Source organism: Streptomyces mutabilis (genome assembly GCF_046628145.1).
Classification (GTDB): domain Bacteria; phylum Actinomycetota; class Actinomycetes; order Streptomycetales; family Streptomycetaceae; genus Streptomyces; species Streptomyces mutabilis.
On sequence record NZ_CP176874.1, the window covers coordinates 1,653,192 to 1,671,840 of the forward strand.

An 18,649-nucleotide genomic window follows, 5' to 3' on the forward strand; every position below is an offset into this window, starting at 1 on the left:
CGGTTGTCCACAGGCCCCCACAGCGCAAGCCGTGGCCAGTAATGTCGGCGTTCATGGAGCAGAGGCATCTCGGCCGCACCGGCCTGCGCGTGTCCCGCATCGGTCTCGGCACCCTGACCTGGGGCCGGGACACCGACGAGCATGACGCCGCCGACCTCTTGAAGACCTTCTGGGAAGCGGGCGGGACCCTCGTCGACACCGCGGACGTGTACGGCGACGGGGAGGCCGAGTACCTGCTCGGACGGCTCATGGAAGGGCTGGTGCCGCGCCGCGACCTGGTGATCTCGACCAAGGCCGGCAGCGTGCCCGATCCCGACCGCCGCTTCGACGGTTCGCGCGCCCACCTGCTCTCCGCGCTGGACGCCTCGCTGGCCCGCCTGGGCACGGACCACGTCGACGTGTGGCATCTGCACGCCTTCGACCCGCACACGCCGCTGGAGGAGACGCTGCACGCCCTCGACGTGGCGGTGAGCAGCGGCCGGGCCCGCTACGCGGGCGTGTCGAACTTCTGCGGCTGGCAGCTGGCCAAGGCGGCGACCTGGCAGCTGGCGGCGCCGGGCGTGCGGAACCGGCTGGCGAGCACGCAGATGGAGTACTCGCTGCTCCAGCGGGGCATCGAGCGGGAGGTGCTGCCGGCCGCGCTGGACCTGGGCATCGGCCTGCTGCCCTCCTCCCCGCTGGGCCGCGGGGTCCTCACCGGCAAGTACCGCAAGGACGCGACGCCACCGGACTCGCGGGGCGCCTCGGACCACCTGGCCCCCTTCGTCGCCCCCTACCTCGACGACACGGCCGGTCACATCGTGGACGCGGTGGCGACGGCCGCCGACGGGCTCGCGGTGACGCCACTCCAGGTGGCGCTGGCGTGGGTCCGGGACCGGCCCGGCGTGGTCGCGCCGATCGTCGGCGCGCGCAACGCGCAGCAGCTCACGGCGGCGTTGTCAGTGGAGACCCTTAGTCTTCCTGACGAGATCTGCCGGGCGCTCGACGATGTGTCGGCGCCCGTGCACCGCTACCCCGATCACGACTGGAGCACGCTGTGAGCACGGAGCCCGAGCCCACCTCCGAGGACCCCACGGCCACCGTGGACGCCGGGCCGGAGACGCCGGGCACGGCGGACGAGGCCGGGCGGACCGCCGACGTCCCCGTGAGCGACGCCCATGCGGGCGACGCGGACGCCGGGCGGCCGGTCGGCGAGGGCGCGGGCGACGCCGGTACGGGGGACCGGGGCGCGGCCTCCGCCGGTGTGCCGGCCGCCGGGGCGGGCCCGGCGGACGGCGAAGGCGCCACCGGACCGGCGGACGGCGGGGTCGTCGGGGACGCCGGATCGGCCGGGTCGGACGTGGAGTCGTCGGGGCCCGGCGACTCCGGTGGCGAGGGCGCCTCGGGGTCGCCGGCCGGTTCCGTGGAGGGCGGCGGTGAAGCCGCCCAGGTCTCCGAGGCCGAGGCGGAGCTGGCGGCCCAACAGGTCGAGCGGGAGCGGATCGCGCGGCGGAAGGCCGAGAAGCAGCGGCCGATCGACGCCGGGGGCAAGCTCAGCGGCACGGCGGCCGACCTGCTCGCCGCCGTACGGGCCGTGGAGAGCGGCGAGAAGCCCGCGGCCACGGTCTTCGGTGACCCCACCCCCGCGCCGCGCCGCCCCGCCCCCGAGACGGCTCCACCTCCCCGGCCGGTGCGGGCCGAGCAGGCCGCCGGCCCCGCGGGACCCGCGCCGGAGACCGTTCAGGCCGTCCGCCGGGTACTGGCCGAGGGCGGCGCCCCCGAGGCGCTCGCACCGCAGACCGCCGCGCTGCTCGGCGAGGGGGCGGAGGAGGCGCTGCGCGCGGACCCCTGGCAGCTGCTGCGGGTCGGCGGAGTACGGCCGGAGCAGGCCGACGGGTTCGCCAGGGCCCTGCTCGGCGCGGCGTGCGGCCCGGACGACGAGCGCCGCGGCCGTGCGGTCACCGTGTGGCTGCTGGAGCAGGCGGCCCTCGCCGGGCACACTGCCCTGGAGCTGCCGCGGCTGACGGCCACGCTGGCCCAGCGCGGCGTGCCGGACCCCGACGCCGCCGTACAGAGCACGCTCGCCGAAGGTGAGGCGCTGGCCTTCCAGGACGCCGTGGAGGAGCCCGGGGCCCGTCCGGGGCTCGCGTCGGGCGGGGCCGGTGGGACGGACGCTCCGGACGAGGACGAGGAGCGCCCGGTCCGGGTGCTGATCGGCCTGGAGCGGTTCGCGCTCGCCGAGGAGAGCCTCGCGGACGGCCTGGCTCGGCTGGTCAACTCCGCTCCCAAGCAGGACGGTTCCGCCGCGGACTGGGAGCGGGCCGCCGACTCCGCGCAGGGTGCCGCCGCCGACCTGATCCGCGCGGTCGCGGGGCACGGGCTGGTCCTGCACACCGGCGGCGAGGCCTCCCTGGCCGAACCGGCCGCCCTGCTGCGCGCCGCGCGGGAGCTCGGCCTGCGCGCCTGGGCCGCGGCGCCCGGCCCGCTCGGCCGTGACCGCTTCGCCGCCCAGATGGGCGGCGGCACCCCGCCCGCTGCCCCCGGCTCCGACCCGACCGCCCCCGCCCCGGAGGCTTCCGCCCCCGTCGGTCCCGCCGCCGTCACGCTGGCCGGGCTGCTGGCCGGCACCGAGGGGCCGGGCCGGGACGCCGACGGTGCGCTGGACCTCGATCTCCTCGTGGTGCTCGACGCACCGCAGCTGGACGTCGAGGCGGGCGCCCTGCTGGTGGAGTCCCTGCCGGACGGGGCACGGCTGGTACTGGCCGGCGACCCGGCGGTGCTGTGGTCCGCGGGCCCGGGACGGGTCTTCGCGGACCTGCTGGCGGCGCGGGTCTGCCCACAGGTCGCCTCCAGGCGTCCGGATCCCGGTCCACTCGGCGAACTGGTCTCCGGCATCGGCATCGGCGAACTCGCCCAGGTGGACGCGCCCGGCAAGGAGGTCGTGATCGTGCCGGTGCGGGACGCGGGCGAGGCCGTGCACCGCACCGTCCAGCTCGTCGCGGACTCCGTGCCGCGCGCGATCGGCGTCCCTGCCGAGGACACCCAGGTGATCACACCGGGCCACGGCGGCGCGGCGGGCACCCGGGCGCTGAACGCGGCACTGAAGCAGCGGCTGAACCCGGGCCCCGGCCGTTTCGGCGGCTTCGACCCGGGCGACCGTGTCGCCTACTCCCCCGTGCCGGGTCGTACGCTGCCGGGCCGGGTCGTGAAGGCCGACGCCGACGGACTGCACCTGTCCTGCGCGGGCGAGACCGTCGTCGTGCCGCAGGAGCGGGTGGAGCGGTCCGTGCGGCACGGATGGGCGCTGACCGCGCACCAGGCGGTGGGCGGCCGGTGGCCGGCGGTGGTCGTGGTCCTGCCCGGCGACGCCGCGCAGGCTCTCAGCCGCCCCTGGATCTACACGGCGTTCGGCCGGGCCGTCCGTCATCTGTCCGTGGTGCAGGGTGTGGAACAGGCGCTGCCCCGGGCCGTGGCCGAGGTACCGGCCAAGCCGCGCACGACCCGGCTGCCGGTGCTGCTCGCGCCGCAGGTTCCGGTGGCCGACTGACCCCGGCCGACACGACGACGGCGGCGGTGGTCGACAGGGCTTCCTGTCGACCACCGCCGCCGCACGTTCCGGTGCGTCGTCGCTCACGGCCCCCGGCGGTCCGCCCCCAGCCGCGCCGGCTCGCCGTCCTCGTCCGGATCCGGTTCCCCGTCGAGGTCCCCCTCCGGGTCCGTCTCCAGATCCGTGTCGAGGTCCTCCTCCTCCGCGTCGAGATCTTCCTCGTCCGCGTCCAGGTCCTCCTCGTCCGCGTCGAGGTCGTCGTCGAACTCGTCGTCGAAGACCGCGCTGACGTCGAATCGGCAGACCACTCGCTGCGGGTCGACCTGTTCGAACGGGGCTTCCAGCCACTCCCCCGGTTCGGCCGTCTCCTCCGCGGCCGTCACCCACAGCGTGGAGTCACCCTCCTCCAGGCCGAACTCCTTGTGCCGGGACGCGATCTCGTCGGGCTCGAACTCGCCGAACAGGAGACCGAGCGCACCGTGCACCGTGCCGGAGGCCGCCGCCCCCTCCTCGTCCGCGGCCTCGACCCGCCGTGCCTGGGCCATCAGCCGCTGTGGCTCGGCCACGGCGTAGTCACGGCGGATCAGTACGCTCAGCGCGCTCGGTTCCTCGGGTCCCGTGTACGGCGGCAGGGAGTCGTCCGCGCCGGGAATCTCGAAGGGGGTCACCTCGTCGTAGCGGTCGTAGAGCAGTTCGTCGTACGCCTCCGCGGCCGCGGCCAGCTGGTTGAACGCGTCGTAGACGGCCGGGTCGTCCTCCCCCGACCGGCGTTCGACCGCGGCCAGGTGGCGGTCGAGCGCGGTCTTGACCGCCTCGGCGGCGGCGCGTACCTCGGCAGCGGTGGGCTGCGCAGCATCAGACATAGTGCAGACGCTATCCGTACCGGGCCCCAGCCCGCACAATAGATTCGATGCCGGAATACGAATTTGTCGACGTGTACGTGCCGCGCGGGGTTTCCCGCAAGGAGACGACGCGTCTGCTGACCGACCACGCCGAGTACGGACACTGGGAGTTGTACCGCCTGAGCCTGCTGCGCGACGGCAGCCGCAGGGTGCGGCTGCGGCGGCGGATCATCCGCCAGGTACGCGCCACCTGGTGAGCCCGGTGACCGGGCTCGACCGGGCACGGGTGACGGAGACGGAGCGGGCCCCGCCGTGCGGGGCCCGCTGTGCGTGCGGGCCACCCGCCCCGCGCGCACGGCCCGCGTCACGCCGAGGCGCGTGCCTTGCGGTAGAGCACCGTGCCCGCGAGCAGCGCACCCGCGCCCACCGGGAGGGCCAGGCCCAGCGGCAGGTCGCTGCCGGTCTCGGCGAGCTGCGCGTTGCCCTGGGGCTGGGCGACGGTCTGGGTGTCCGGCCGGTTGCCGTCCGAGGAACCGCCCGGAGTGTCCTCGCCCGGGTCACCGGGGTCACCGGGATCGCCGGGGTCACCCGGGTCGCCGGGGTCGCCCGGCTCTCCGGGCGGCGTCTCGTGCCCGCCGTCGGGCGGCGTGGAGTGATCTCCGCCACTCCCGTTGCCGCAGTCGTTGCCGGTGGTCGGGTTGAGGGCGCCGACGACGTCGACGCTGTTGCCGCACACGTTCACCGGCACGTGCACGGGCACCTGCACCGTGTTGCCGGAGCCGACGCCCGGCGAGTCGCCGGCGTGTCCGTCGGCGTGCGAGCCCCCGTGCGCGCCTGACCGGTCCTCGGAGTCGCCGTGTCCGCTGGAGGCACCGCCGCCCTGGTTGGCGCACGAGTTGCCCATCGCCGGGTTGAGGATGCCGACGACGTCGACCGTGTTGCCGCACACGTTCACCGGCACGTGCACCGGCGCCTGCACGGTGTTGCCGGACAGCACGCCGGGCGAACCCGAACTGGAGCCGTGCGCCCCCGAGTCCGCGTGGGCGGTGCCGCCCGCGGCGGCGATCACGCCGGTGGCCGCCGCCATAGTCATCAGGCCCTTGCGGGTGACCTGTCGCATTTCCTGAATCCCTGCCTTGCCCTAGTCCCGTAGTCCTCAGGCCCGTAAGTACCGAGGCCAGTAGGCCGTGAAATCCCGTGGCTACCGGGAATTCCGGCGTTGCCGTCGTTTCCCTCCCCCCGAAGGCCCGTGAAGGCCGTCGGCCCCGGAGCGCATGGCGCGCGCTCCGGGGCCGGCGGACTCAGACCCTCACGGGGCGAGGCACAACGTCACTTGTTGATGCAGACGTTGCCGAAGGCGGGGTTCAGCAGGCCGATCACGGAGACCGTGTTGCCGCAGAGGTTCACCGGCACGTGAACGGGCACCTGAACGACGTTGCCGGAGAGGACGCCGGGCGAGTGCACGGCGGCACCCTGGGCACCGGAGTCGGCGGCGGCCATGCCCGCGCCCGCGAGAACCAGACCACCGGTGGCAGCCGCGACGGCGACGACCTTCTTGAGCATTATTCCTCCTAGTTGGCAAAAGCGATCCAGGTTGCTGATCGCATCACCTGTAACGAGGAGGGAGTAATGAGGCTACGAGCCTATGAGCGCATTCATCCTTCCTGGTCGCACCCCGCACGCGTGACCGAATACGTCATGGAGGTCAGGACGCGTCGATGAAGCGGTCGAGCACCCGCACGCCGAACTGCAGTCCCTCCACCGGCACCCGCTCGTCCACCCCGTGGAACATGCCCGCGAAGTCCAGCTCCGGCGGCAGCTTGAGAGGCGCGAAGCCGAAGCAGCGGATGCCGAGGTCGTCGAAGGACTTGGCGTCGGTGCCGCCGGAGAGCATGTACGGCACCGCGCGTGCGATCGGGTCCTCGGCGCGCAGGGCGGTCTGCATGGCGTCGACGAGCCGGCCGTCGAAGTCGGTCTCCAGCGCCTTGTCGGCGTGCACGTCCTCGCGCCGCACGCGCGGGCCCAGGATGCGGTCGAGGTCGGCGAGGAACTCCTCCTCGTAGCCGGGCAGGAAGCGGCCGTCGACGTGCGCGGTGGCCTGCCCGGGGATGACGTTGACCTTGTAGCCGGCGCCGAGCTGGGTGGGCGCCGCCGAGTTGCGCAGGGTGGTGCCGATCATCCGGGCGATGCCGCCGAGCTTGGCGAGGGTCTCCTCCATGTTCTCGGGGTCGAGTTCGGTGCCGAGCGCGTCGGAGAGCTCGTCGAGGAAGGCCCGTACGGTCTTGGTGACCCTGACCGGCCACTTGTGCCGGCCGAGCCGCGCCACGGCCTCGCACAGCTCGGTGATCGCGTTGTCGTCGTTGGTCATCGAGCCGTGGCCGGCCGTGCCGTCGACGGTGAGCCGCATCCAGTGCATGCCCTTCTCGGCGGTCTCGACGAGGTAGAGCCGCAGCTTCTCGTTCACGGTGAACGAGAACCCGCCGACCTCGCCGATCGCCTCGCTGACGCCCTCGAACAGCTCCGGGTGCTTGTGCACCAGGTGCTTGGCGCCGTACGTCCCGCCGGCCTCCTCGTCCGCGAGGAACGCGAGCACGATGTCGCGCGGGGGCTTGCGGCCGGTACGCAGGCGGTCGCGGACGACCGCGAGGGTCATCGCGTCCATGTCCTTCATGTCGACCGCGCCGCGTCCCCACACGCACCCGTCGGCGATCTCGCCGGAGAAGGGGTGGTGGGTCCAGTCGTCCGCGTTGGCCGGGACGACGTCGGTGTGGCCGTGAATGAGGAGCGCGGGCCGGGACGGGTCCTCGCCCTCGATCCGGGCCACCGTGGAGGCGCGTCCGGGGTGGGACTCGAAGATCTGCGGTTCGAGTCCCACCTCGGCGAGCTTCTCGGCGACGTACTCGGCCGCCTTGCGCTCGCCCGGACCCGAGTGGTCGCCGTAGTTGCTGGTGTCGATCCGGATCAGCTCGCGGCAGAGGTCGACGACCTCGTCCTCGCCGGTGACGCTCCTGGCCGTGCCCGAGTCGCTCACGTGCTTCCTCCCGCTGTCGCTGCTGGTGTCCCTGCTGGTGCCCTGCGGTGTCCCCGCTGGTGGGCCCCTCTCATCCTCCCCCTCCGGCCGTCCGCGCCCAAGGAGGGGGTGATCGGCCACCCCGGAAAGCCTGGTAATGTTTACGTCGTCGCCGCGGGCAGCAGCCCGCACGACAGACACCTTGTCCGGGTGGCGGAATGGCAGACGCGCTAGCTTGAGGTGCTAGTGCCCTTTATCGGGCGTGGGGGTTCAAGTCCCCCCTCGGACACCAGTGAAGACCCCTGCCGAGCAGGGGTCTTCTGCTTTTCCCGGCGATGCGCGCGACGGGCACAATGGCCGTCATGACCACGCCTTCCTGCCCCTGCGGACTGCCCGAGCCCTACGAGAAGTGCTGCGGTCGCTTCCACGCGGGGCCCGCCTCCGCGCCGACCGCCGAGGCGCTGATGCGTTCCCGTTACAGCGCCTTCGTCAAGGCCGACGCGGGATACCTGCTGCGCACCTGGCACCCGAGGACCCGGCCCGCCCGCCTGGACCTGGACCCGGGCATGCGCTGGACCGGGCTGGAGATCCAGGAGACCACCGACGGCTCCGCCTTCCACGCCACCGGAACGGTCACCTTCCGCGCCTCCTACCGCGGCGGCTCGCTGCACGAGCGGAGCCGCTTCGAGCGCGTCGACGGGGCGTGGGTGTACGTCGACGGGGAGTTCCTCCCGTAGCGCACGGTCCTGTCAGGGTGCCAGGATGTCCAGCTCCTGGAGCGCCCCCACCGTGATCTCCCGCGTCAGCCGCTCGGCGCGCTCGGCGTCCCGGGCGCGCACCGCCTCGGCGACCTGGACGTGCAGGGTGACGGCGGCCGGGTCGGGGTCCTCGAACATCACGTCGTGGTGCGTGCGGCCGGCCAGGACCTCGGCGACGACGCCGCCGAGGCGGGCGAACATCTCGTTGCCGGAGGCGGTCAGGATGACGCGGTGGAAGGCCACGTCGTGGAAGAGGTACTGCTCCAGTTGGTGGCCGCGTGAGTTGGCGACCATGCCGAGCGCGCACTCGGTCAGTTCGGCGCACTGCTCCGGCGTCGCGAGCCGCGCCGCCAGGCCCGCGGCCACCGGTTCGACCGCCGACCTCAGCACCGTCAGGGAGCGCAGCTGGCGCGGGCGCTCGGAGCCGGCCAGGCGCCAGCGGATGACCTGCGGGTCGTAGACGTTCCACTCGCACTCGGGCAGGACGGTCACGCCCACGCGGCGGCGCGACTCGACCAGGTGCATGGACTCCAGCACCCGCACCGCCTCGCGCATCACCGAGCGCGACACCTCGAAACGCTGGGCGAGTTCGTCCGTGCGCAGAACGCTGCCCGCAGGGTACTCGCCCGCTGTGATCGCGGGGCCGAGGGTGTCCAGTACGCGGCCGTGCAGCCCCCGGCCCGGTGTGCTCATGCACTCAGAGTACGGGGCAGGTCACGGGAACAAAAAGTCAGACTTATATGTCACAGCCTCTTGAATTCGTCGTACCTAATGGGTTTCAGTTGCGTCGACATCACGTGTCGACGAAGACAGCAGACAGCGAGAGTGCGATGCAGCGACTGCATACCCCCCACGTCGTCGTGGTCATGGGCGTAGCGGGCACCGGGAAGACCACCATCGGTCCCCTGCTCGCGGCCCGGCTCGGCGTTCCCTACGCCGAGGGCGACGACTTCCACCCGCCGGCCAACATCGCCAAGATGACGGCCGGCACCCCGCTCACCGACGAGGACCGCTGGCCGTGGCTGGACGCCATCGGCGGCTGGGCTCACGGGCGGGCGGGGCTCGGCGGGGTGGTGAGCAGTTCGGCGCTCAAGCGGTCGTACCGCGACCGGCTGCGCGCGGCCGCTCCCGGTGTCGTCTTCGTGCACCTCACGGGCAGCCGCGAGCTGATCGAGGACCGGATGTCGCACCGGCAGGGGCACTTCATGCCGACGGCCCTGCTCGACTCTCAGTTCGCCACGCTCCAGCCCCTGGAGCCCGACGAGGCGGGAGTCGCGGTGGACGTCGCCGGCACTCCGGAGGAGATCACCGAACGGGCGGTGCATGCCCTCGAGGATCTCCCCGAACCGACCCGGTAATCCGGTGATCCGGTAACCCCCACGCCCTCCCCCGGGGTCGTGCCGCCACCCGCGGACACGGCCCCGACCCCTCCCCCGAATCCCCATCACCGCAAGGGAACCACCGTGACCAGACTCAGCGTCGAGATGCTGGCAGCGGACACCGTCGAGCCCATCACCTCGGCCGGCCACGCCCAGCTGGGCATCGCCGTGCTCCTGGGCATCGCCGTCATCGTTCTGCTCATCACCAAGTTCAAGCTGCACGCCTTCCTGTCGCTGACCATCGGGTCACTGGCGCTCGGCGCGTTCGCCGGGGCGCCGCTGGACAAGGTCATCACCAGCTTCACCGGCGGACTCGGCTCCACCGTCGCGGGCGTCGGCGTCCTGATCGCCCTCGGCGCGATCCTCGGCAAGATGCTCGCCGACTCCGGCGGCGCCGACCAGATCGTGGACACCATCCTCGCCAAGGCGACCCCCCGGTCGATGCCGTGGACGATGGTGCTGATCGCCTCCGTGATCGGACTGCCGCTGTTCTTCGAGGTCGGCATCGTGCTGCTGATCCCGGTCGTCCTGATGGTCGCCAAGCGCGGCAACTACTCCCTGATGCGCATCGGCATCCCGGCGCTGGCCGGTCTGTCCGTGATGCACGGCCTGGTCCCGCCGCACCCCGGCCCGCTGGTCGCGATCGACGCGCTCGGCGCCAACCTCGGTGTGACGCTCGCGCTGGGCGTCCTGATCGCCATCCCGACAGTGATCATCGCCGGTCCGGTGTTCTCCAAGTACGCGGCCCGCTGGGTGGACGTCCCCGCTCCCGACCGCATGATCCCGCAGCGCGCCTCCGAGGAGCTGGAGAAGCGTCCCGGCTTCGGCGCCACCCTGGCGACGATCCTGCTGCCGGTCGTGCTGATGCTGGCCAAGGCGCTCGTCGACATCGTCGTCGACGACCCGGACAACGTGGTGCAGCGCACCTTCGACGTCATCGGCAACCCGCTGATCGCCCTGCTCGCCGCCGTGATCGTCGGCATCTTCACACTGCTGCGTCCGGCCGGCTTCGGCAAGGACCGCCTCTCGGGCCTGGTCGAGAAGGGCCTCGCGCCCATCGCGGGCATCCTGCTGATCGTCGGCGCGGGCGGCGGCTTCAAGCAGACGCTGATCGATTCCGGCGTGGGCCAGATGATCCTGGAGATCTCCGAGGACTGGTCGATCCCGGCCCTGCTGCTGGCCTGGCTGATCGCGGTGGCGATCCGGCTGGCGACCGGTTCGGCGACCGTGGCGACCGTCTCGGCGGCCGGTCTGGTCGCGCCGCTGGCGGCCGACATGTCGACGACCCACGCGGCCCTGCTGGTCCTGGCGATCGGCGCCGGCTCGCTGTTCTTCAGCCACGTCAACGACGCCGGCTTCTGGCTGGTGAAGGAGTACTTCGGCCTGAACGTCGGCCAGACCATCAAGACCTGGTCCGTCATGGAGACCATCATCTCGGTGGTCGCGGGCGCCCTGGTCCTGCTCCTGTCACTGGTCATTTAGGTACGGGGACCAGCCCTCTCCTCGGCATCGGCGGGCGCTCCGCCCCGGCGGTCGGATTCCGCCGGGGCGGAGCGCTGCCGGTCCCGAAAGGTGCTGCCCAACCGCGGCACCGACTCCGCCGCCTGAGCCACTTCCCCGGCGGGGCGTGCGCCCGGATGATGGGAGACCCCCGGCGCGCTTCCGGGGCGGTCACGTCGGGGGGCGGCATGGGGATTTCGCTCGGCACGCGGATCGCGGGGCTGTGCCTGGCCGGGACCGTGGCGGTGATCGCCGCTTCCTGCGCCGCCGGTGAGGTCGGGCCGCCGGACAGGGCCCAGGACGCGAACGTGGCCGGTGGTTTCGCGAACGGCGGCCGGGCCGGCACCCCGCACCCGGCGGCGGAGTCCTCCGCGCCCGCCCCTTCGTGGGCCCCGGACGGCAGCGGCGGCGGCCCGGTGGGCGCCCCGCCCGCCGCCGGCCCACCCGCATCACCGACCCGTGTCACCACACCCACCGCGCCTGCCGCACCCCGCGCCGACCGCCCGGCGAAGGACGGCGGCCCGCCGCCCCTCACCGCGCCCGCCTGGCTCCCGCCCGGCCCCGTCTCCCCGGACACGGACGCCGTACCGGACCCGGAGAGCCTCTACGACCGGCTCCGCACGCCCGGCACCGGGTGCGCGGACGTCCTGCGCGCCCTCCCCGCCCTCCCGCCGTCCGACGACCGGCGACTGCTGCACGGCCTGGCCAACGCCTGCCTGGCGGTCCAGGGCCGGGGCGGCAGCTGGGAGGCGGCGGCTCTGGGCCACGGGGCGTCGGCGGAGCGCCCGGACGACTGCAAGAGCCGGGCGGCCCACGACGTACTGACCGGCCTGCTGGAGTTCCACCGCCGGCACCCCGAAGCCACCGTACGGCTCGAGACCGCGCCCACGGCTGCCCCGGCCTGCGCCTACGCCATCGCCGCGGTGGACGCCGGGACCGACGGGACCGCCGGCCCCGGCGGAACGCTCTCCGTCGAGCTGAGCGGCACCTACTTCGACCACGCCGAACTGCTGCGCGACGGCGAGGTGTCGGTGGGCGGGGTGAGCGTGCCGGCCCCGCTCACCGCGCCGTCCGCCGGGAGCGGCGACCGGCTGCGCCTGGCCGTGACGGTCCCGGCCGTGCCCGCCGTCCCGGGAACGGCGCTCGACGTGCGCGTCCGGTACGGCGGTACGGAAGTGGTCCGGGAGGACGCCTTCGTGCTCGCCGCCCCGGACCCGCTCACGCCCTCCGCGTCCCCCTGAGTTTCAGGAGGACGCCTCCTTGTCCAGCTGGAACGCCTCGTTGCCCTGGCCGATCCGGGCGTGCCGTTCGGGCGCCCGTGTCCGCAGCACCAGGCCCTGCGCCAGACCGCCGGCCGCGGCGAGGCCGATGATGCCCGGCAGCACCCAGCTCAGCGAGGAGCCGGGGCCGGCGCCGACGAGGACGTCGAAGTCCTTGACCGTGTAACCGGCGATCACCAGGAGGGCGACGCCCGCGACGGTGGAGGTCGCAAGCCGTACGCCCTGGGTGCCGGCGGCGCCGCGCCGTACGAAGAAGGCGACGACGGAGAACGACGCGGCGGCCATCAGCACGATCACGCCGAGGGCACCGATGTTGCCGCCCCAGGTGAACAGGTGCAGCACGGGCTGGGTCGGGTCGCCGTTCGGCTTGTCGTCGGCGACGGCGAAGCCGATGACGACGACGGCGGCCACGGCGGTCTGGAGCAGCGATCCGGTGCCCGGGGCGCCGCTGGAACCGCCGGCCCGCCCGAAGGCGGCGGGCAGCAGCCCTTCACGCCCCATGGCGAAGGCGTACCGGGCGACGACGTTGTGGAAGCTGAGCAGGGCGGCGAACATGCCGGTCACGAACAGGACGTGCAGTACGTCGGTGAAGGCCCCGCCGAGCCGGGACTCGGTCAGGAAGAACAGCAGTCCGGCACTCTGCTCCCGCGCGGTCCCGACGATCTCGTCCGGCCCGGTCGCGACGGTCAGGGCCCAGCTGCTCAGCGCGAAGAACACCGCGACCCCGCAAACCGCCAGGAACATGACACGCGGAACCAGCACGTGCGGCCGGCTGGTCTCCTCCGCGTACACGGGTGCCTGCTCGAAGCCGAGGAAGGCGGCGATGCAGAAGCACAGCGCGGTCCCCACCCCCGCCCCCGTCAGGGTCTCCGGGTCGAAGGCCCGCAACGACAGCCCCTGCGCCCCCGGATCGGCGACGGCGGCGATGTCGAACACGACGACCAGTACGACCTCGATCAGCAGCAGCACACCCAGGACGCGCGCGTTGACGTCGATCTTCAGCCGGCCCAGCGTGCCGACCGCGAGCACGGCCAGCAGCGCCGGAATCCACCAGGCCACCTCCAGGTCGGCGTAGGTGGCCAGGAGCCCGGAGACCTCGAAGCCGAAGATGCCGTAGATGCCGACCTGGAGGGCGTTGTAGGCGACCAGGGCGACCAGGGCGGCACTCGCGCCGGCGGTGCCGCCGAGCCCGCGGGAGATGTACGCGTAGAAGGCCCCGGCGTTGTGCACGTGCCGGCTCATCTCGGCGTACCCGACGCTGAAGAGGATGAGCACCACGCCCAGCACCACGAAGAGCAGCGGCTGCCCGACGATGCCCATCACCGCGAACGTGGTGGGCATGACCCCGGCGACCACCATGAGCGGCGCGGTGGCGGCCAGCACGGAGAGCAGCAGTCCCCCCGTGCCCAGCCGGTCGGCGCGCAGCGCCCGCTCCCGGCCCTTGAAGGTACTGATCGTGCCACCGCTCGCGGTTCTGCTCGTGCTCGAACTGCCCGTGGTCATCGGGGGACCGACCTTCTCTCGTGTTCGTGGCGGATGTCAGGCCGTGCCGAGCGCGCCGGCGCGGGCGGCCCGGAAGGCGGGGTACGGATCGCGGTCCGGGTACGACCACGGCGCGGGCGTGGGGTGCTCGCCGATGCGGTGGAACAGGGCGGCGGCCTCGGCCCCGCGGCCCTCGCAGGACTTGGCGTGGGCGAGGAAGTTGAGGTCGATCAGGCGCCGCGGGTGACCGTCCTGCTCCCACTCCAGCCACCAGTCGAAGGCCGCCTTCATCACCAGCCGGGCGCGGCGGTCGGCCCAGTGCCCGGAGGCGTTCGGATCGGCGGGCTGGTGCCCGGCCGCGGCCAGCACGCGGTAGCGCTCGGCGTGCGCGACGACCGGGAGGATGGCGAGCGGGGAGTCGGCGGGGGCCTGCTCGGCGGCCCAGGAGGCGAAGTCGTACACCTCGTGCAGTGGATCGGGGCCCCGGTCGGCGCCGCACTCGGCGAGCCGGGCCACCATGAGGTGGTGGGCGTGGTGGTGGTCCGCGTACCGCCCGCGCACCGCCTCGAAGGCCCGTACCGCCTCGTCGTCGGCACCGAGCGAGCGCTCCAGCAGGAGGATCCCGAGCCAGGGGGTGGGGTCGTACGGCAGCAGCTCGGCGGCGCTCCGGCAGGCTTCCCTCGCCTTGTCCGGCTTCTCCTTGCCGCGCAGGGCGCGGTGCACCAGGGCCAGGGCGAGCAGGACCGAGGCGTCGGCGGAGTCGGGTTCGGCGAGCAGCCACTCGCGGGCCCAGGCGGCGCAGTAGGTCTCCTTGGCGAGGACGGTCGCCCGGTGTCCCCGGCGGTCCCAGTCGTCGCCCGTGTGGACCAGCAGTGACCGGGCGGACTGCCACCGCCCCTGGGCCAGGGCCGCGCGGGCGGCGACGAGTTCGGCGTCGTCGAGGGCCTCGTCGAAGGCCTGGGCGGCGCGTCTGCGTCCGCGGCCGAGGGGAGGCGGAGGTGGGGACACCGCGGGATCTTCCTCACGCGACGCGCTGGGTCGTCGTAGCCGGTTTGCCATGCACTGATCACTCACAGCAAACCGGCCGCCAAGGCTTGGCGTCAAGGCCCGACCAAGCGTTACACGCGTCAACTCACTTGTAGAAAAGGCAACTTGTCCGCAGGGCGTTCGCGGACACGGCCCCCTGCGCAGGCCGCCACCTGCCCGCGAGCGGGTCCCGGAGCGGCCCCGGCGGAACGTCCGCTGCTTGGATGGACGGCATGAGCGCTGCTGACGAGATCCTGGACGTCGTCGACGAGAACGACCGCGTCGTGGGGCAGGCCCGCAGGGGTGACGTGTACGCGCGGGGGCTGCGCCACCGCTGCGTCTTCGTGTGGGTCCGGGACGCCCGGGGCCGTGTCTTCGTCCACCGCCGCACGCCGACGAAGCTGGTCTTCCCGTCCCTCTACGACATGTTCGTCGGCGGGGTGGTGGGCGCGGGCGAGTCCTACGACGACGCGGCACTGCGGGAGGCGGAGGAGGAACTGGGGGTGACCGGGCTGCCGCGCCCGGAGTACCTGTTCAAGTTCCTGTACGACGACGGTGCCGGGCGGACCTGGTGGTCGGCGGTGTACGCGGTGCGCTGCGAGGGACCGGTCGCTCCGCAGGTGGAGGAGGTGGCGTGGCACGGGTTCCTCACGGAGGCGGAGGTGGAGGACAGGCTCGGGGAGTGGGAGTGGGTGCCGGACGGGTTGGCGGCGTACTCGCGGCTGCGGGCTCGGCGGACCGGGTGAACGCGGGGGCGACACGGACGGGCGCCTCCCCGCACGCCCGGACCGCCGCGGGAACCCCTCCCGGGCGCCGGAGGCAACCCGCGGGCATCCGCTCAGCCGCCGGAGGCACCCCGCCCCACCGCCGGAGGCGCCACTCCCGATAGGGTCCCCGCGTGATCCAATTCGTGCGGAACGTCCGGCTCTGGTTCGCGCCCGAAGAGATCCGGCAGGAGGGCGACACCCCCGACTACCGGTTCTCGCTCGCCAACGAGCGCACCTTCCTGGCCTGGTTGCGCACCGCCCTCGCCCTGATCGGCGGCGGTTTCGCGGTGGACCAGTTCCTGCCCGACCTGCGCTGGGGCTGGCGGGTCGGCCTGGCCCTCGCGCTGCTCGCGGCCGGCGTCCTGTGCTCGCTGCGCGCGGTGAACCACTGGGTGCGCTGCGAACGCGCCATGCGCCGGGGCGAGGACCTCCCCGTCTCCCGCTTCCCGGCCCTGCTCAGCATGGTCGTCGCCGTGGTCGCCGTGGCGATGGTCGTCGTGGTCCTCGTCGGGTGGGAGGGCTGACGGTGACCGCCGGTACGCCCGACCCCGCAACCGCCCCCGACCGCGACCCCGGCCTCCAGCCCGAGCGCACCCGCCTCGCCTGGCGCCGCACCACCCTCTCCGGCACCGTCGTCGCCGTACTCGCCGCGAAGGCCGCGCTGCACGGCGGCGCGACCCCCGCCTCGGTCGTCGCCGCCGCCCTGTGCTGCGCCCTGTGGCTGGCCTTCCTGCGCATCGCCCACGAGCGCATCCGCACCCTCTCCGCGACGCCCAGGCCTCGCACCCTGACCCCGCCGTACGCCACGGCGGCAGCCCTGTGCACGGTGGTGCTCGCCCTGTGCGGCGCGCTGCTCGTCCTCTAGCGCCGGCCGGCCCCGCAGGCCGCCGACCGCACCGGTGAGGAGCGGTCAGGACCAGTCCACCGTCACCACGATCTTCCCCCGCGTCCGCCCCTCCTGGTTCCGCCGGTGCGCGTCCGCCGCCCGCTCCAGCGGAAACGTCTCCGACACGTGCACGGTCACCACGTCCTGCTCCGCCAACTCGGTCAGCCGCAGCAGATCCTCCGCGTCGGGGCGCACGAAGAAGTACCGCCCGCCGTAGTCGACGGCGTCCGCGTCGGCGATCGACACGAGCCGGCCGCCGGGAGCGAGCAGGTTCGCCGAGACCTTCAGCGTCTCGCCGCCGACCGTGTCGAACACCGCGTCCACCCCCTCGGGCGCCAGCCCCCGCACCCGCTCGGCCAGCCCCTCCCCGTACGTCACCGGCTCTCCGCCCAGCCCTCGCACGAAGTCGTGGTTGCGCTCACTCGCCGTACCGATCATCCGCGCCCCCAGATGCCGCCCCAGCTGGACGGCGACCGAGCCGACCCCGCCCGCCGCGGCGTGCACGAGGACGGTCTCGCCCCGCTTCACCCGCAGCGCCTTGGTCAGCACCTGGTACGCGGTCAGCCCGGTCAGCGGCAGTCCGGCCGCCTCCTCGAAGGAGAGGTTGCGCGGCTTGCGCGCGAGGGTACGCACGGGCGCCGCCACGTACTCCGCGAAGGTGCCCCGGGAGAGGAAGTCCTCGCGGACGTACCCGACGACCTCGTCCCCGACCGTGAACTCCGTGACGGAGGCCCCGGGCTGCACCACGACCCCCGACACGTCCCACCCGGGGACCACCGGGAAGACGGGCTGGAGGATCGCGTCGAGATGACCGTCCCGGCACTTCCAGTCGACGGGGTTGACGGCGGCGGCCCGCACCTTCACGAGCACCGAGTCGGGCCCGACCCGCGGATCGCGGACCTCGCCGTACTCCAGCACCTCGGGACCGCCGTACCGTGCGTAACTGATCGCCTTCATGGCTTCGACCCTCCGGGGTACCTGGACACCACGCAAGCCGAATGTCCTGATATCAACCCTTAAGGTGAGCGCCATGACCACTCTCCACCAGGAACACACCGCCCACGAGCACGTCCACGGCCCGGAGTGCGGGCACACCGAGGTACCCCACGGCGACCACGTCGACTACGCGCACGACGGCCATCTGCACCGCGCGCACGGCGGCCACTGGGACGAGTGCGAGCCCGCGCGGCACACCGCGCACGAGAGCCACGACCACCGGCACGGCGAGGGCTGCGGGCACACGCGCGTACCGCACGGCGACCACGTCGACTACCTGCACGACGGCCACCGCCACGCGTCCCACGAAGGCCACTGGGACGACCACTAGGGCCGGGCCCGGTTCCTTCCAGGAAGGGAGAGGGCGCTGCGGCCAGGGCGACCGGGACGTCCGGGGCGCAGGTGAGGGGCGCGAGCAGCAGCCGGGTGGCGTGACCCATCGACCGGCCGAGGGACGGCTCGATCACCCATCGCTCCGGAGCCGTTCCGGATCACTGCCGGCCCACATGCGCCGCGGGAGTGTCCAGCAGCGCGCGGGTGAGCGTCCCGTCGGGGTCGTCGCGCAGTTCGTAGATCTCTACGCGCTGGTCGGGACGGTCTGCCTGGGCCCAGAGCTGGAAGTCGACGGTGATCTCGCCGGTACGGGGATGGATCATGCGTTTGGTGCCGGCAACGCATTCGCCGACGCGCCCTGAGGCCCACAGAGCGGCGAAGGCGTCGTCCCGGACGCACAGCTCACCGATCATGCGGGTCAGGGTCTCGTCGTCCGGGTACTTTCCGCTGATCAACCGCAGGTAGGCGACGTAGTCAGCGGCCTCCTGGTCCCAGTCCCGGTACAGGGCGCGGGCCTGGGGGTCGAGGAAGAGCAGGCGAGGCAGGGAGGGCCGGATGTCCGGGTGGTCGGGGGCGTCGGCGCGCAGATGAGGCGCGATCAGTGCGTGCCCGAGCTTGTTCCAGGCCAGAACGTCGTTGCGTCGGCCGAGGACGACGGCAGGCCGCTCAGCGACCAGGGACAGCAAGGTCCGTGCGTTCGGGCTGACGGTTTCGGGGCCGGTGGCCGCACTCACGGCGGGGGTACGTGGAGTCCGCGCCAGGTCCAGCAAGTGCTCGGTCTCGGTCACGGACAACTGCAGCGCCCCGGCCAAGGCCAGCAGGACCTCGTCGGAGGCGCGTCGGCTGTGGCCCCTGTTCCAGACG

At 73.2% G+C, this 18,649-nt stretch carries 20 protein-coding genes and 1 tRNA gene; 12 read left to right on the forward strand and 9 right to left on the reverse strand.

Translation table 11 applies throughout. The annotated features are described in order from the left end of the window. The first annotated feature begins 53 nt into the window (after nucleotides 1–53). Entirely contained in the window at nucleotides 54–1,040 is a 987-nt protein-coding gene (locus ACLIN4_RS07230; RefSeq protein ID WP_100049519.1) for an aldo/keto reductase, read from the forward strand. Next, a complete protein-coding gene (locus tag ACLIN4_RS07235; RefSeq protein WP_411575590.1) occupies nucleotides 1,037–3,526 on the forward strand; it encodes a helix-hairpin-helix domain-containing protein in 2,490 nt (829 codons plus the stop codon). Before ACLIN4_RS07230 ends, ACLIN4_RS07235 begins: the two co-directional genes overlap by 4 nt. Before the next feature lie 83 nt (nucleotides 3,527–3,609). On the opposite strand, the gene ACLIN4_RS07240 is transcribed toward ACLIN4_RS07235, so the two are convergent. Then, entirely contained in the window at nucleotides 3,610–4,389 is a 780-nt protein-coding gene (locus ACLIN4_RS07240; RefSeq protein ID WP_381913593.1) for a hypothetical protein, read from the reverse strand. A 47-nt stretch (nucleotides 4,390–4,436) separates the two neighbouring features. Between ACLIN4_RS07240 and ACLIN4_RS07245 the strand changes: the two genes are divergently transcribed. Beyond that, nucleotides 4,437–4,625 carry a DUF5703 family protein gene (locus ACLIN4_RS07245; protein WP_027758838.1) on the forward strand — a complete coding sequence of 63 codons (189 nt, stop codon included), beginning with the start codon at nucleotides 4,437–4,439 and terminating at the stop codon, nucleotides 4,623–4,625. A 107-nt stretch (nucleotides 4,626–4,732) separates the two neighbouring features. Here the strand turns inward: ACLIN4_RS07245 and ACLIN4_RS07250 are convergent, their stop codons facing one another. The 3 genes from ACLIN4_RS07250 to ACLIN4_RS07260 form a co-directional block, all read right to left on the reverse strand. Then, nucleotides 4,733–5,488, reverse strand: coding sequence for a chaplin (locus ACLIN4_RS07250; protein WP_381913592.1), 756 nt, complete (start codon nucleotides 5,486–5,488; stop codon nucleotides 4,733–4,735). A gap of 209 nt (nucleotides 5,489–5,697) precedes the next feature. Continuing rightward, a complete protein-coding gene (gene chpH, locus ACLIN4_RS07255; RefSeq protein WP_043374785.1) occupies nucleotides 5,698–5,931 on the reverse strand; it encodes a chaplin ChpH in 234 nt (77 codons plus the stop codon). Nucleotides 5,932–6,073: 142 nt separating this feature from the next. Continuing rightward, nucleotides 6,074–7,399, reverse strand: coding sequence for a M20/M25/M40 family metallo-hydrolase (locus ACLIN4_RS07260; RefSeq protein WP_100046357.1), 1,326 nt, complete (start codon nucleotides 7,397–7,399; stop codon nucleotides 6,074–6,076). A 183-nt stretch (nucleotides 7,400–7,582) separates the two neighbouring features. On the opposite strand from ACLIN4_RS07260, the gene ACLIN4_RS07265 reads away from it, so the two are divergent. Together ACLIN4_RS07265 and ACLIN4_RS07270 are read left to right on the forward strand one after the other, a co-directional pair. Beyond that, a tRNA-Leu gene (locus ACLIN4_RS07265) sits at nucleotides 7,583–7,670 on the forward strand. Nucleotides 7,671–7,740: 70 nt separating this feature from the next. Further along, nucleotides 7,741–8,115 (forward strand): YchJ family protein, encoded by a 375-nt coding sequence (locus tag ACLIN4_RS07270; RefSeq protein WP_411575591.1) that lies wholly within the window; start codon nucleotides 7,741–7,743, stop codon nucleotides 8,113–8,115. Nucleotides 8,116–8,127: 12 nt separating this feature from the next. Here the strand turns inward: ACLIN4_RS07270 and ACLIN4_RS07275 are convergent, their stop codons facing one another. Then, nucleotides 8,128–8,829, reverse strand: coding sequence for a FadR/GntR family transcriptional regulator (locus ACLIN4_RS07275; protein ID WP_107480228.1), 702 nt, complete (start codon nucleotides 8,827–8,829; stop codon nucleotides 8,128–8,130). A gap of 137 nt (nucleotides 8,830–8,966) precedes the next feature. Here ACLIN4_RS07275 and ACLIN4_RS07280 point away from each other — a divergent pair, with 137 nt between their 5' ends. The 3 genes from ACLIN4_RS07280 (at nucleotide 8,967) to ACLIN4_RS07290 (ending at nucleotide 12,256) form a co-directional block, all read left to right on the forward strand. Beyond that, nucleotides 8,967–9,494 carry a gluconokinase gene (locus ACLIN4_RS07280; protein ID WP_100046355.1) on the forward strand — a complete coding sequence of 176 codons (528 nt, stop codon included), beginning with the start codon at nucleotides 8,967–8,969 and terminating at the stop codon, nucleotides 9,492–9,494. A gap of 105 nt (nucleotides 9,495–9,599) precedes the next feature. Then, complete coding sequence (locus ACLIN4_RS07285) at nucleotides 9,600–10,997, forward strand: GntP family permease (protein WP_107480560.1); 1,398 nt, start codon at nucleotides 9,600–9,602, stop codon at nucleotides 10,995–10,997. Between the two features lie 206 nt (nucleotides 10,998–11,203). Beyond that, complete coding sequence (locus ACLIN4_RS07290; protein ID WP_289911055.1) at nucleotides 11,204–12,256, forward strand: hypothetical protein; 1,053 nt, start codon at nucleotides 11,204–11,206, stop codon at nucleotides 12,254–12,256. A gap of 3 nt (nucleotides 12,257–12,259) precedes the next feature. Here the strand turns inward: ACLIN4_RS07290 and ACLIN4_RS07295 are convergent, their stop codons facing one another. Beyond that, a complete protein-coding gene (locus ACLIN4_RS07295; RefSeq protein WP_411575592.1) occupies nucleotides 12,260–13,798 on the reverse strand; it encodes an APC family permease in 1,539 nt (512 codons plus the stop codon). Nucleotides 13,799–13,834: 36 nt separating this feature from the next. Beyond that, a complete protein-coding gene (locus tag ACLIN4_RS07300) occupies nucleotides 13,835–14,785 on the reverse strand; it encodes a hypothetical protein (protein ID WP_107477032.1) in 951 nt (316 codons plus the stop codon). Between the two features lie 251 nt (nucleotides 14,786–15,036). On the opposite strand from ACLIN4_RS07300, the gene ACLIN4_RS07305 reads away from it, so the two are divergent. The 3 genes from ACLIN4_RS07305 (at nucleotide 15,037) to ACLIN4_RS07315 (ending at nucleotide 16,435) form a co-directional block, all read left to right on the forward strand. Beyond that, nucleotides 15,037–15,549 carry an NUDIX hydrolase gene (locus ACLIN4_RS07305; protein ID WP_289911059.1) on the forward strand — a complete coding sequence of 171 codons (513 nt, stop codon included), beginning with the start codon at nucleotides 15,037–15,039 and terminating at the stop codon, nucleotides 15,547–15,549. Between the two features lie 152 nt (nucleotides 15,550–15,701). Then, nucleotides 15,702–16,094: a YidH family protein gene (locus ACLIN4_RS07310; RefSeq protein WP_107477030.1), complete on the forward strand. Its 393-nt coding sequence runs from the start codon at nucleotides 15,702–15,704 to the stop codon at nucleotides 16,092–16,094. A gap of 2 nt (nucleotides 16,095–16,096) precedes the next feature. Then, entirely contained in the window at nucleotides 16,097–16,435 is a 339-nt protein-coding gene (locus tag ACLIN4_RS07315) for a DUF202 domain-containing protein (RefSeq protein ID WP_411575593.1), read from the forward strand. Between the two features lie 45 nt (nucleotides 16,436–16,480). Here the strand turns inward: ACLIN4_RS07315 and ACLIN4_RS07320 are convergent, their stop codons facing one another. Then, the gene (locus ACLIN4_RS07320; RefSeq protein WP_100046349.1) at nucleotides 16,481–17,413 is read right to left on the reverse strand and encodes an NADP-dependent oxidoreductase; all 933 of its coding nucleotides are present in this window, start codon (nucleotides 17,411–17,413) and stop codon (nucleotides 16,481–16,483) included. Nucleotides 17,414–17,486: 73 nt separating this feature from the next. On the opposite strand from ACLIN4_RS07320, the gene ACLIN4_RS07325 reads away from it, so the two are divergent. Beyond that, the gene (locus ACLIN4_RS07325; protein ID WP_107477029.1) at nucleotides 17,487–17,783 is read left to right on the forward strand and encodes a hypothetical protein; all 297 of its coding nucleotides are present in this window, start codon (nucleotides 17,487–17,489) and stop codon (nucleotides 17,781–17,783) included. A gap of 160 nt (nucleotides 17,784–17,943) precedes the next feature. Here ACLIN4_RS07325 and ACLIN4_RS07330 read toward each other — a convergent pair whose 3' ends face one another. After that, complete coding sequence (locus ACLIN4_RS07330; RefSeq protein WP_411575594.1) at nucleotides 17,944–18,573, reverse strand: hypothetical protein; 630 nt, start codon at nucleotides 18,571–18,573, stop codon at nucleotides 17,944–17,946. Nucleotides 18,574–18,649 lie beyond the last annotated feature (76 nt).

Excerpts from the sequence above, each read along its gene's own strand:
- ACLIN4_RS07230 (WP_100049519.1), top strand. The coding sequence starts at position 54 with ATGGAGCAGAGGCATCTCGGCCGCACCGGCCTGCGCGTGTCCCGCATC.
- ACLIN4_RS07240 (WP_381913593.1), bottom strand. The coding sequence starts at position 4,389 with ATGTCTGATGCTGCGCAGCCCACCGCTGCCGAGGTACGCGCCGCCGCC.
- ACLIN4_RS07245 (WP_027758838.1), top strand. The coding sequence starts at position 4,437 with ATGCCGGAATACGAATTTGTCGACGTGTACGTGCCGCGCGGGGTTTCC.
- ACLIN4_RS07250 (WP_381913592.1), bottom strand. The coding sequence starts at position 5,488 with ATGCGACAGGTCACCCGCAAGGGCCTGATGACTATGGCGGCGGCCACC.
- chpH (WP_043374785.1), bottom strand. The coding sequence starts at position 5,931 with ATGCTCAAGAAGGTCGTCGCCGTCGCGGCTGCCACCGGTGGTCTGGTT.
- ACLIN4_RS07270 (WP_411575591.1), top strand. The coding sequence starts at position 7,741 with ATGACCACGCCTTCCTGCCCCTGCGGACTGCCCGAGCCCTACGAGAAG.
- ACLIN4_RS07275 (WP_107480228.1), bottom strand. The coding sequence starts at position 8,829 with ATGAGCACACCGGGCCGGGGGCTGCACGGCCGCGTACTGGACACCCTC.
- ACLIN4_RS07280 (WP_100046355.1), top strand. The coding sequence starts at position 8,967 with ATGCAGCGACTGCATACCCCCCACGTCGTCGTGGTCATGGGCGTAGCG.
- ACLIN4_RS07290 (WP_289911055.1), top strand. The coding sequence starts at position 11,204 with ATGGGGATTTCGCTCGGCACGCGGATCGCGGGGCTGTGCCTGGCCGGG.
- ACLIN4_RS07295 (WP_411575592.1), bottom strand. The coding sequence starts at position 13,798 with ATGACCACGGGCAGTTCGAGCACGAGCAGAACCGCGAGCGGTGGCACG.
- ACLIN4_RS07305 (WP_289911059.1), top strand. The coding sequence starts at position 15,037 with ATGAGCGCTGCTGACGAGATCCTGGACGTCGTCGACGAGAACGACCGC.
- ACLIN4_RS07320 (WP_100046349.1), bottom strand. The coding sequence starts at position 17,413 with ATGAAGGCGATCAGTTACGCACGGTACGGCGGTCCCGAGGTGCTGGAG.
- ACLIN4_RS07325 (WP_107477029.1), top strand. The coding sequence starts at position 17,487 with ATGACCACTCTCCACCAGGAACACACCGCCCACGAGCACGTCCACGGC.